The sequence below is a fragment of the Neptunomonas qingdaonensis genome, assembly GCF_900113275.1.
In the GTDB taxonomy this organism is placed as follows: domain Bacteria; phylum Pseudomonadota; class Gammaproteobacteria; order Pseudomonadales; family Balneatricaceae; genus Neptunomonas; species Neptunomonas qingdaonensis.
In genome coordinates, this window is record NZ_FOOU01000011.1 from 1 (window position 1) to 12,428 (window position 12,428).

The window sequence follows — 12,428 nt, forward strand, 5'->3', positions numbered from 1 at the left end:
TAATGTGGTATGCATTGCACTGGCGAACAAGTTGTCGCGGATAGCCTATGCTGTTTTAAGTAAGAATGAGCCTTATCAGGCACAACAGGTTTAATCGGGTTTGCAATAATAGAGCGTGATGATGAAAACGGTTGACCGTCCGGGTGGCAAACCTGTCATAAAAAACAGCTGTGAAAAGCTGCCGGCTTTTTAAGGGCTATCTGGCGCGGATGCTCATCGTGGAGCGGGAATAACACATTCCTAATTAAAGACTCCGAATACATTAGCGCAAAACCACCTCATGATCACAAATCTGTGTTGCAATCATGAGGGGAACCATACATTTTTATGCTTGGAATTCCTGATGCCTGAATCGCCACTAGTTCTATCGACACTTTCCCGCCGTCTTTCAAGCGTTTATTGGCCTGAAATGCCTGATACCATATGTCAGTAAGTCTGTGTCACCGCAGTTGTCGAGTAGAATCGTGGCAGGGGAGGAGAGACCCGTCAGCGCCGCGCTTTTCTCTTCGCCGCACTTCCGACAGCCACCCCGGCGCCAGGGGCTTGAGATGACGCATCACACACTACCGCACCACCCTCCGCACCGTGACACGCCAGCAAGGGACACCCCCCAACAGGGCATCGTCCAGGAAATGCGCCTGTTCTCACCGACCGGCGCGCTTGTATTTAACCAAAGCCGAGCGCCACGCTTACTTACGCGCGGTCCAGGACGAGTCGCCCGCGCGGGCCCTGTTTTGCCAGCTGCTGCACGATACCGGCTGCCGTCCTTCGGAAGCACGCGAAACCAGCGCCCAACGGGTATTATGGAGCGAAGGCCTCATCGTCTTCCGGACCTTCAAAAAACGCCGTCACGACCGGCGGGGGCGTGAAAAATTGCCCGAATATCGGGCGGTACCGGTCTCGTGGCCTTTACTGAAGAGACTGGATCGCGTCTTTGGGATTCGTCGGTTGCAAAAAGACCCGGACACGTTACACACGCCGCTCTGGACGATGAGCCGTTCCACCGCCTATCGTCTGGTCAAGAGGGTAATGGCCCGCGCCGGTATTCACGGAGATCAAGCGACCGGCAAAGGGCTGCGTCATGCTTATGGGGTCGCCATGATGACAGCCGCGAGACCGGTCCCGATTCACTTGTTGGCTAAAGCGATGGGGCACAGTTCAACCAAGACCACCGAGGTGTATTTACGCGCAACAGGTGACGAGGAACGGAATTTATTTTTAGCGGCCTGGGATGAATAGTGGATAGAGACTTCAAGCCCCTGAAATCATATCGAAACCGGCATTAAGGGTCTGCTGATAATGTTATGCAATGTTGAATCGGTATATAAAGCAGTTCGCCTTGATCTGATGCTGCATCGATGAATCCATATTTTTTATAGAAGTCGATCGCTTGATGCTTAGGATCAACAAACAGCCCAATGACAGCGGCAGGGTTATCAGCATTAGCCGTCATGGCGGTTTTATTAATTACATCTAATAACATTTGTTCCCCGAACTTATTACCACGAGAGTCTACGTGTACAGCCATACGCGTCAACTTGAGTGCAGGCGCGGGGTGAGGATAGTTTTTCAGCGGCGAAAAGCCTTGAGGGGCGCTTACGCTGGCATAAGCAAGCGTATAGAAACCAATAATCCTAGATGGATTATCGGTTTCTATTAAGACAAAGGTTTTTGTCAGTGAGCGACTACTCGACTGGTTAGCCTGTTTGGATATAAATTTATTTAATGCTTCTACGCCACAATCAAAACCATTACGGTCATGTTTTTTAGGATTGAGTATTTCCGTGACTAGCATATTTAAATCCACCTTGCTTTTTAAAGCGTTGTGCTGCACTTAGTAGTGCATCGTTAATAGGTGGCGGATTATCCAGTGCATAAAAAACAGCTTCTGCCCCAGCGAGCGTGAGACGAATATTTTTTTCACTCTCAACGATTGCACGAGCTTTGGCTGTAACAGCTTCGACAATAAATTGAGAGAGTGTAGCGCCGGATAGGTCCGCAGCATTTTTTACAAATTCCTGAACATCCTGCGGAACACGCGCTACAAGCCGTGTATCTTTTGGTGCTACTGTGGTCATTGTGGTCTTCCTCTTGGTTCTTTCTTCTAGTTTTACGCCATCAGTGGCGAACGCTGAGTTTCATCTTTTGAGATGACACATCTAGTGTTGTTGCCATTATGGCATACAATAGTTTGTTCTGCCAATACGTATGTCATAACGGCACACGCCGGCAGTTTCGGTTCAGAAACACTCGTCTTGGATTTGTCTGTTAATGGGAGCTTAGGGTCATGGGCTAGGCTTATAGGTCCCTCAATTCTCGGGGGATATCAAAAGAAGGGGGGAGTACAATTATTCGGACATAGATATATGAGCTATTCACTCCGGCCAGATGATCCCTCTCTGCTATGAAACACACTGCCGAGAGTCTGTGTCACCGCATGGGTCGCGGCACTGTGCGGCCTGGACGGAGCGACCCGTCAGCGCCGCGGTGATCGCTGCGTCACCTCGATCACCACCCAGGCGCGAGGGGCTTGAGATGACATATCAAACACTACCTCACCATCCGCACCGTGACACGCCAACCAGGGCCTCCCCCTACAGGCCATCGTCAAGGAAATTCGCCTGTTCTCGCCGACCGGCGCTCGTTTGTATTTAACCAAACGATGGCGCGACAACTATGCTGGCATAGAGGGCAAAGAAAAATACTTAGCTGAGTACAAACAAAAAGGTCATGTGTCTGCTATTGTTTCCTATGATTATGTGGTTTTTACGGAAATAAACTTACCATTATCATCAGGTTACTACTTATTTTTGTTCAACCACTAGTGCCGTTTTTATTATCTGAATACAGGGTTTTTACATGGAGTTTTCAAAGCAACTTGCTCTCAATATCCGAGCTGGTGCACCAATCATTCAGGTCATTAGCCATGATACATTAAGAATTCGCGCTGAAATTTTACGAGCGGCAGAAGTCACTAATCGACAGGCTTTTATTTGGGATCGTACAAATGGCCTACGAAATATGCAAAATCTAGAGCCAATACTTCCTGAAGCGACCAAGCAACCGCATGTAGTACTAAGTTGGCTCAATGGTGAGATGGAAGATGATGACGAACTATTACATCCTGTTGCTAACAGTCTTGTGCTGCTCGAAGATTTTCATCCAAATCTAATTGAATCCGAATATCAGCTAATTAATCGCTTACGCAGCTTTGCCATAGCAATGGCAGGCAGGGGTATTGAAAACACGACTATCGTTATGTCGCAACCGATCCCTTATTTACCTGTTGAGCTGGAAAAAGACGTTCAAGTATTGGAAATGCCATTACCTGGGATAAGTGAATTACGAAAATTGGCCGAGCAAGCTAAGCAGCGATTTGACGTTGAAGAGCGAGATTTTCAGCCAAGTAATGAATTGCTTAATTCGGCTCTGGGTTTGTCTACTAGCGAAGCTCAATTAGCCTTTGCCAAAGCTGCATGTGAAAAGAAACGCATTACTGAAGCAGAAATCCCGTTTATTGTGGAAGAAAAAGAGCAAATTATTCGTAAGAATGGGCATTTAGAATATTTTCATCCAACTGCGAAGCTCGACGATATTGGTGGACTAGACAATCTAAAAGCGTGGCTAAACCGACGTCGTAAAGCATTTACTCAAAATGCGAAAGATTTCGGCTTAGAATATCCACGAGGCGTGTTATTGCTTGGCTTGCCAGGTACAGGAAAAAGCCTTGCAGCAAAAGCGGTTGCCAATGCTTGGCAATTGCCACTTTTACGTTTGGATATGGGGCGAATATATGGCGGTATCGTAGGGCAATCCGAAGCCAACATGCGTCAAGCTCTGCAGCTCGCAGAAGCATTATCACCCAGTATTCTTTGGGTAGATGAGATAGAAAAGGGTTTGTCCGGTATGCAAAGCTCCGGTAGTTCAGATGGCGGTACAACTGCGAGGGTGCTTGGTAGCTTTTTGACTTGGATGCAAGAAAAAGAAAAGCCAGTGTTTGTGGTTGCAACAGCCAATAATATTTCACAACTGCCACCTGAGTTATTACGTAAAGGTCGAGTTGATGAAATATTTTTTGTTGACCTGCCAGGCTTAAACGACCGCCAAGAGATTATTCAAATTCATTTGCGTAATCGTAACCGCGTTGATGAGTTTACTGAGCAAGAAATTGGGAAACTAGCCACAAAAAGTCAGGGCTTCACTGGTGCGGAGTTGGAGGAGGCTATTAAAGAATCTATGTTTGTTGCCTTTGATGAAGGCGTTGATTTAACAGCAGAGCATATTAGCGGCGCTATCCTTAATACCAGTCCTTTGTCTAAAACTATGCACGAACTTATCGATACCACAAGAAAATGGGCAAAGGGTCGTGCTGTACCTGCCAGCAGTGCAGAGCCGGAAAGGTTAGAGCTTACTAGTTCTGACGATAAACCACGCCTTAAATCTGAATTCGAAAATCCATTTATTGGAAGTTAACCCATGGCCAATCCATTCTTTGAAGCACTAGCGACTAAACAGCATAGTGGAGAGGCATTGCGTGCTGCTACACGCGATGGGTTAATGCCTTTTCGACACTATATCAAAAATAGCATCAATGCTTTTCGAGACAAAGAAATTATCTGCGAGTGGCAGCCTGTAAGTAATAGCAACTACTTCATTAACTGTAAAAATAGGGTTTTTGAGCTAATACCGCTTACGACTATGCAGCTTATATCCAGAGATCAGGATTGGTATCAGCTAGTGAGTGAAGATGACGGTACTCCATTAGACAGCGACTTTGAATCAGATACTGCTGAGCCTGTTATCATTGGTAAAGGAAAGTATCGTCGGACTATTGATCTCAATAGTGATGATTATCGACTACGAGATAACCGGCACGAAATTCAGCTTAAAGATATTGATTCGACCGAACTCATTTCATGGCTTGGTTACCAACTTAAAATATCGCCTCTCATGCCAAACTTCACTGATAATAGTGAACTGACCATTAATGGTGTTCGGCACGTCATCAAAAAGTACCAACAGTCATTACTGACGATTACAGGAGTGGTTGAAAGTGATGATGCCAAAATACTTGTTGATGGCCAAGCTATAGATTTCGAGATCGTCAGCCAGTTTGAGCAGCACGCACTTAGTCCGTATTCTCATCAACAAAGCGGTAATCATTGGTTTCTGTATTGCAAAGACAAGGTGCAGGGATTGCACGACTGTGAACTCAAGGATATTACCGAGCAAGTATTCTCTGATGTGCTGCTATCGCAATTACTGTTTAAGCATCAACCCCTGAAACCTGAACACTGGCAACTGAGTCGGGAAGGTAAAACGCTAAAACTCTCGGCCCAAACAAGCACAGCATCTCAGCTTGCTAATATCTCTTTATTGACGCATCCAAATTTAATACTCAATATAGAAAAACAAGAAATTAAAGAAAAATGGATACAACTATTAGAATCTAATGAGGATGATGGCTCAGGTAAATCTGCACTCGATTACTTTTTTAGCGACAATGCTGTAATTTTGGATGCTAATAAAAAAAACATGAGTGTTGCGTACCGTATCCTTAAAACTCGTAATGAAGAACGGCAATTGTTGTTGGCCGCATCACGTCCGCCGAATAGGCAATCGGTTTATCCCAGTCACAGTCAAATAAAAGCAAAAGCCGATACTTTACAACTTAAGAGGCAGCAAGATGCCATCGACGAGTTAATACGGGCACCAAACCCATACCAAAATGGTCTAGTGTCATTATTTGTCGATAGAAAGAAACAACACTGGCCCGAATTTTTAGCTGCGCAATTAAATGAAACTCAATGGCAAGTGCTTACGGATATTGGTTTTGATGGCTGTGCTGAGCAACGTGAGTTTGTATGTAAAGCCCTCGCGGCACCTGACTTTGCTGTTTTAGACGGACCTCCCGGAACGGGTAAAACTACCGCCATTCTTGAATTAATTGTCCAGTTAGTTCGTCAAGGTAAGCGCATTTTGCTAACAGCATCTACACATGCGGCAATAAACAATGTGCTAGAACGGATAGATAGTAATGACCTGCAAGGAGAAGTCTTTGCTCTTCGTATTGGTAGTGAAAGCACTGCGCTAGGTGTTAAACATTATCAATTTGATAATCAACTGCAAGCATTAGATTTGGAGCTAAACGCCCCACTCAGTAAGCAACTGCTGGTAGATAGTGCCAACCTGGTGTGTGGTACGACGATAGGTATCATGCGCTTATTTAATGACAACGATGTTGATATCGATAAGCATAAAGCGTCCTTTGATGTGATGATTATTGATGAATGTAGTAAAACGCCGTTGCAAGAGTTTTTGGTTCCAGCACGCTATGCCGCCAAACACATTTTAGTAGGCGATATTCGTCAATTATCACCTTTTACTGATCGTGAGCAAATCGTCGCTAACTTAGAAAATTTATTATTGAAACCGGGTTATAAAAACACCCCGGATACTACCCTCAATAGATCTCTGCAAGAGGCTTGTTTCTTGTTAGAAGAGTTACGTGGCGATGCACATAAGCCCTATAACAAACAGTTGATCAAAGTTGTCTCATCTTCTGTGGCTAAGGCACTGAGTGCTGAGATTAAAGTGCGAAGAATGGGGTTGCATCAGCAAGGTTTAGAGCAAGTGCTGATTGTTAGCAAGCAGTACGGTGTGGACCCCGCTCAGCTCAAATTGAATTCAATGGCACTGTGGCAACACAATCTCTGTTTTATAGAAGAAATCTGTTATCAAGAAATACAAACACTGCTCCCAGCAGACGCTATTGTTCTTGATGGAAATTGGTCAAGCCAAGCGCAGGCGTTCGCACATCAGCAACACTTTGCGCAAAAACAACACATTAAGCAAAAACAACAGAAATACGGTCACGCTAGTGAAATCCATAAAATTATTTATGAGCGGCTACAAACCTCCGGTTGGGCCGATGAAGTTTGTTGGCGATTGGAACGCCTTTACTGGCTCCGCTTATCGCAAGGATTTGTTAAGAAGACAAAAAATTATAAAACTACCGTTGAGCGCTTGATACCTAAATCTGAGCAAGTCGAAGGTAGGGTATTCTCATTGCAGAATATTGCGTTCCCCTCTGTGTTAGAAGCGTTAGCGGGTTCCGGTATAGAAAAGCGGAAAAACGACACTCCCAATACGATTAACCAGGGTTTTGACGACAGGGAAAAAACGGCTCGACATACTACCTTGACCTATCAGCATCGGATGCATCCAGATATTTCACGTTTTCCTAGCCAACAGTTTTATGGAGGTAACTCACTAAAAGATGGCAACCGCGTTGAAGCTAAGCGGCTATGGCAATACAACCGCTATTCAAACCATAACATTTGGTTAGATGTTCAGGGTAATCAATCAAAAGCGCGAGTGCAGGGTAATCACAACACAGCTGAAATCAATGCTGTTATAGAAGAGCTACAGGCGTTTTGCGACTGGGCTAAAGACAAAAAAAATTGTGACAACGAATCTTATAGTGTGGCTATCTTGACCTTTTACAAAGGGCAAGAAAAAGGGTTAAGGGAAGCCCTTAAAAAACTTCCGGGCAATCAAAGCCACTATGCTCGTTTTGAGTATTTAGGCGTCAGTATCAAACTGGCCACAGTCGATTACTTCCAAGGTCAAGAGGCGGACCTTGTGATGTTATCGATGGTAAACAACCAGCGCGATGGTTTTTTGGACTCACCCAATCGGCTTAATGTGGCTATTACTCGAGCGAGATACCAGCTAGTAATAATCGGTTGCCATCATTATTTTGCTGAAAAATCAAAAACAGATGAGCTACATAAATTGGCTGCTGGAAGTGCAGTGATGAAAGGGACATTAAAATGAAGAAGGACGCAGTCAAAAGTTTGGGTGACTTCAAAATATCAATCGGAGAACAGCATCGCCTCTCTGAAAGAAAAACAGCTGGTAGCGAAAAGACGAAAACGCCTGAACAGATCCCTAAACAGAAAAACAAGTCTGTGCTTCTTGATAATCGTGATTATTTAGTTCTTAGCAGGCCTCTATTGCTTACTTGTTACCCCGTCATTGCCACGTTGAAAGTCATGCAGGACAGGCCAGATATTGCGATGTTATTAAAACAAGAGGAGCCTCAACTACCGCCACGATTATCGGCATACTTGAAGAAATTAGATGTAATTTCAGAAGAGGGTGAGTTGACGGAATTAGGCCGACAGGTCATTACAACAAAGCAACTACCTACTATTGAGCGTGGTCTGTACCACATTTGGTATTGTCACGAAGATCCGCTCATTGCTGATAGACCGTTGCTTATCCAGCGTATCAATGCCTTTTCGTCAAACACTACGCTGGATAGGTATAAAATTTTGCATAATAAAGAAGATGTCCACCGTCTTAGATATGTTTGTAAGGAACAATTCAGCTGCAAAGCTTATAACGGTCTCAGCCAACAACAGGATGATCTTGTTGGGGAAATATTAGATGTTGAGGTGGTATGTCAGCACATCAACAAAAGCCAAGCGACATTAATCTGGGGGTTAAGTGATAGATGCAGCGACATCTCAATCAATGGACAGTTGAGTATTCAACAACAAAGCAAAAATCAACGGAACAGTGTTGCAAATATTGAATGTACATTGAAACTTACATTCTCCGCTAGAGCTGAGCAGAATACCCATTTGAAAAAAGTGGTCGCGTCTGTCCTGAACGGTGAATGGAATGAAAAAACCAAGTTGCTGCAACTGCCTTTGCAAGATTTAATTAATAACTATAACAGCTTGGATCAATTTACCCTTTCTGAGCTACCTACTAGCGAACTTGCCACTCAAACGCTCGGTAAGTTCAGTGTTAAACAGGTTTCAAAATTAGCAATACAGCCGTTACAAGGAACTGAAATCTATTGGCAGGAGGCATGGGTAAAGCACTTTTACGATCATGACCATGTGACGCCTTTGGATGCAGATAGCGCTCAACAACGCTGGCTGAAAAACAAAGCTGTTATTGATTATGATATTGCGCCACTCACCCAGCACAGCATTCTGCAATTATTACAAAAAAATGGTAAAACCAGGGCTTTTTGGCATGCTGCAGCCAGCATTGACCTAGTGCCAGATCAGGCGAAAGGTTCAGCGCTACCATTACATTTATCTGAAGGCGACTGCTTTAGCTTCACCGACGTGGTATCGCATTTAACGGGTGGCGAAAGTATTGAACGGCTGATCATTTCTGATCGTTATTATCAAACGAACTTGCAAAAGCGTTTGTTGTTTAGGTTATTTAGTTCCACTCGCTGTGATTCAGGTGTGTTATTTACTTCAAAAAATCAGAATAATCAGTCGCTTCCAGAGAACTGGCAGTTTGAGTTTTTTGAACACAAGCGCCCAGAAAATCATGATCGTTATTGGATATTTCAAACCGCACGAAATATACATGCTTGGAAGCTGAGTACAGGCTTGGATTTTGCAGAGGAAAATGCAAATGATTGGCAAGTAAAGGGCCATCCCAGCTTTACCCCTATCGTGAAGTCTAATCTTCCTGAATATCTGAAAGTATTTATTGAGACTTTTTCTGAGGAGGCTGCACTATGAGCCTAATTGCTAAAAAACAAGAAATCTTTGAAATTGATTACCGTCAGCAGCCTTTGCCATTAGTCTTTGTTGATACGAATAATGACATAGAGCCAATGAATTATGACTGGTTTAAGCCTTTTAAAGTAGATGCACTTATCGACTTTATTCAACAAGCAAGGAGTACTCTACTGCTTGCGATGGATATATTAGATAACCAACAGGTGATCAATGCTTTACAACGTAAAGCGGACCAAGGCTTACGCGTATTTTTATGTTTGGGTACAGAGCATAGTAATACTAGCGCTATTGATCAATTGCAGTCTCGGTGCTTACTGCGCACAGGTACAAGGCAGCAAGGCGCCTTGATTATTCGTGACCAAAATACGTTACAAAAATCTGGATGTTTGCTAACAGGGGCATTGACTGATGAGGCCTATCAAATCTTGCTCGATAAACGGCAAGTCGATGATAGCTATCGTAGTTTCTGTCATTTATTTTGGCAGGAATGTGATAAAGAATTTAGCATAAACAGCACCAAAAAAGCTCAGTCTATCAATAGCTCTATAGTCGTTAATCATAGCTATCAAAGTAAAAATGGTCTTAACCGTTATTTCGATATTGAACCCTACAGTGCTTTTAATACGTTAGTCAGTTCCGACGATAAATTATTACAGCAACTGAGCCCCAAAAGTGATAGCCGTTCCTTTGCCTTACTGTCAGTAGATCAGTCCGCACTGGCTGAGAAAGTCATTGAGCAACAAGGTCAAGTCTCATTGACGGAGAAAAGCCTGCCGAACTTAGTTCAGGTGAAGCAAACTTACTGGTTGTTGCCTCAAAGCGTTAATACAGCACAAAGCAATTGGGCGTTGCAGCTTAATGATCAACAGGTAACAGATATTGATCTATGGGTATATTTCAATTACCGGCAGGCCAAGTGGCAGCTAGATAAAAAATCGAACATAGGCCAGCTGCAAAGTAGAACAGTCAAATTTGCCGCCGATATTAAGCAATCCTTTATTTGTAAGGAGCATCGGGAGCGCGTTATTTCTCCTATTTATACACACTGTTTTGATGATTTCTTTAATACGGATATCAAAGTGTTAGCTAAGGAGCAAACCGGGTGGATAAAGGAGCAATTAGCGTCAGTTATTCAATATACAGTGGAGCGTCATCCTCCTTATTTTCCTGACTCTGCTAAAGAAGATGCTCTACATAGGCAGTGGAGCTTAGCGCAAAACCAATGGAAAAAGATCGTAGATGAACAACTCGCTAAGCTAGCTAATCTTGAGCAACAGCAAAGTAGTGTAGCTGAGTTAATACGCCAGTTTATAGGGCAGTTCGTTTTAGGCCAAAAGCAACAGAATAAAAAGCTGAAACAACAACTTGAGGCTTTTGCTGAATGGGACTGTTTACACGCTACACATGCTGAGCGATCTGAAAAACTGCAAGCATTACAAGGTATAGCCATAGCAATTGCTAATAACAAGCAGCGAACAGAACAAGAAATCAGCAATGCAGAAGCACAAAGAAAGTGGAATGAGAAGAAGATAAAACTCAACCAAACGGTTCTAGATGCTGAAACTCAAGTCGGTACATCTAAATCGAATATAGATAAGCATGCATTACAGCTAGTTGAACAACAGACTCAAAATGAGCAAGCGGCTCTGTTAGAACTAGAACAGCTTGTCAGTAGCCTTGTAGAAGCGGAACGAACAAAGTTACCCAGCGATCTGTCGCAAGTAGAGCTTGAAAAGTTTTTTGCAAACAAAGTGAAACGTAAGAATTTCCCATCACTACATCAGGTGTTTATTCGAACGAAAAAGAAAAATAATGAGCTTAGGGGTAAGCTAAATGAACTAGATGCGCGTTTGATGGATGCCGAAAAACAGCTGACTAACGCACGAGAGCAGCTTCTAGCCTATGGCAATTATTTTATTGCCCCGGTTGTATCACAAGATCACCTGAGCCAGCAGCTCAGGTTAGAAGAAAATAAAGATTTGGAGATCAATTGGCCGACAGAACAACTCCCTCAAAACGGTTTACAACTCATGCGAGAGGGAAATCAACGCTATCTTGTAGTGGTTGATGTTTCACAGTTTCAAGATGCACAAGTTGATGCGGAGCGTTTGAAAGCTAAACTCTGTGCACCAGGAAATAGGGGGTAGTCATGGCAGAACAGCAAATTATTTTGACCATTGATGGGAATGGTAAACTGACAGCAAAAACCCATGGTTTTAAAGGTGATACTTGTATAGACGCCGTAGCAGAGTTAATGGATCAAGGTTTCAATGTTGTCAGTGTGAAAACAACGGATGAGTATTACCAGCAAGCGACCGTTCAACACAGTAACCTTGTTAGTAATAAGAGGGGTTGAAAATGAGTGCAGTGATAAAAACGACTACCCCATTTGTTGTACAAACGGTATTGTTGAGCGCACTTTCTGAGCTCGGTTATGAGCCGGTTTTGATTACGGAACTTAACTTAAATCAATATCGCCAACGGGGAGGGCTGCTTGTTGGTGATATTCTGACTAATCGGAATGATTATTGGGGGCGCCAGTATTTTCGGAAAGTTAATCATACTTTCCTATTAAATCATGATTCTGATGAAATACATGCTCAAATTATTTCAAAGCAATATACCAGTAAAAATTACAAACCTGTCGCTAGCTTTTTACAAGAATTAGAAAATGAGTATGCAGTTCAATACCAAATTAATTTAAAACATTTAGCAGCTATAGAACGCGAGAAGCTAGAAGAAGAGCGTGTCGCAAGGGTAGAGACTACACGTCGAAAAGTAATAGCAGAAGCTAAGGCAAAGGGTTATTTAGTGAAAGAAAAATACGTGAATGGCAATATCCAGCTTGTGTGTACAAGGTCCGTTTAA

The 12,428-nt window shown here is 43.3% G+C and carries 9 protein-coding genes; 7 read left to right on the forward strand and 2 right to left on the reverse strand.

Annotated features, from left to right (window positions below; translation table 11 throughout):
* Window positions 1-660: 660 nt before the first annotated feature.
* A complete protein-coding gene (locus tag BM099_RS14575) occupies window positions 661-1,239 on the forward strand; it encodes a tyrosine-type recombinase/integrase (RefSeq protein WP_198064019.1) in 579 nt (192 codons plus the stop codon).
* Window positions 1,240-1,282: 43 nt separating this feature from the next.
* Here the strand turns inward: BM099_RS14575 and BM099_RS14580 are convergent, their stop codons facing one another.
* Both BM099_RS14580 and BM099_RS14585 read right to left on the reverse strand, forming a co-directional pair.
* The gene (locus BM099_RS14580; RefSeq protein WP_090728867.1) at window positions 1,283-1,795 is read right to left on the reverse strand and encodes a GNAT family N-acetyltransferase; all 513 of its coding nucleotides are present in this window, start codon (window positions 1,793-1,795) and stop codon (window positions 1,283-1,285) included.
* A complete protein-coding gene (locus tag BM099_RS14585) occupies window positions 1,767-2,078 on the reverse strand; it encodes a type II toxin-antitoxin system TacA family antitoxin (RefSeq protein ID WP_090728868.1) in 312 nt (103 codons plus the stop codon). Before BM099_RS14585 ends, BM099_RS14580 begins: the two co-directional genes overlap by 29 nt.
* Window positions 2,079-2,859: 781 nt before the next feature.
* On the opposite strand from BM099_RS14585, the gene BM099_RS14590 reads away from it, so the two are divergent.
* The 6 genes from BM099_RS14590 (at window position 2,860) to BM099_RS14615 (ending at window position 12,428) form a co-directional block, all read left to right on the forward strand.
* A complete protein-coding gene (locus BM099_RS14590) occupies window positions 2,860-4,473 on the forward strand; it encodes an AAA family ATPase (RefSeq protein WP_090728869.1) in 1,614 nt (537 codons plus the stop codon).
* Window positions 4,474-4,737: 264 nt separating this feature from the next.
* The gene (locus BM099_RS14595) at window positions 4,738-7,839 is read left to right on the forward strand and encodes a DEAD/DEAH box helicase family protein (RefSeq protein ID WP_177201197.1); all 3,102 of its coding nucleotides are present in this window, start codon (window positions 4,738-4,740) and stop codon (window positions 7,837-7,839) included.
* On the forward strand, window positions 7,836-9,560 hold the full coding sequence (locus BM099_RS14600; RefSeq protein ID WP_090728871.1) for a hypothetical protein: 1,725 nt from the start codon (window positions 7,836-7,838) through the stop codon (window positions 9,558-9,560). Before BM099_RS14595 ends, BM099_RS14600 begins: the two co-directional genes overlap by 4 nt.
* Window positions 9,557-11,707, forward strand: a complete 2,151-nt coding sequence (locus tag BM099_RS14605; protein WP_090728872.1) for a hypothetical protein — start codon at window positions 9,557-9,559, stop codon at window positions 11,705-11,707. Before BM099_RS14600 ends, BM099_RS14605 begins: the two co-directional genes overlap by 4 nt.
* A 2-nt stretch (window positions 11,708-11,709) precedes the next feature.
* Window positions 11,710-11,916 carry a DUF2997 domain-containing protein gene (locus tag BM099_RS14610; protein ID WP_090728873.1) on the forward strand — a complete coding sequence of 69 codons (207 nt, stop codon included), beginning with the start codon at window positions 11,710-11,712 and terminating at the stop codon, window positions 11,914-11,916.
* Window positions 11,917-11,918: 2 nt separating this feature from the next.
* Entirely contained in the window at window positions 11,919-12,428 is a 510-nt protein-coding gene (locus BM099_RS14615) for a hypothetical protein (RefSeq protein WP_090728874.1), read from the forward strand.

Bases quoted from the DNA above. Each gene is read 5' to 3' on its own strand.
- BM099_RS14580 (WP_090728867.1), bottom strand. From the start codon at position 1,795: ATGCTAGTCACGGAAATACTCAATCCTAAAAAACATGACCGTAATGGT.
- BM099_RS14585 (WP_090728868.1), bottom strand. From the start codon at position 2,078: ATGACCACAGTAGCACCAAAAGATACACGGCTTGTAGCGCGTGTTCCG.
- BM099_RS14590 (WP_090728869.1), top strand. From the start codon at position 2,860: ATGGAGTTTTCAAAGCAACTTGCTCTCAATATCCGAGCTGGTGCACCA.
- BM099_RS14600 (WP_090728871.1), top strand. From the start codon at position 7,836: ATGAAGAAGGACGCAGTCAAAAGTTTGGGTGACTTCAAAATATCAATC.
- BM099_RS14605 (WP_090728872.1), top strand. From the start codon at position 9,557: ATGAGCCTAATTGCTAAAAAACAAGAAATCTTTGAAATTGATTACCGT.
- BM099_RS14610 (WP_090728873.1), top strand. From the start codon at position 11,710: ATGGCAGAACAGCAAATTATTTTGACCATTGATGGGAATGGTAAACTG.
- BM099_RS14615 (WP_090728874.1), top strand. From the start codon at position 11,919: ATGAGTGCAGTGATAAAAACGACTACCCCATTTGTTGTACAAACGGTA.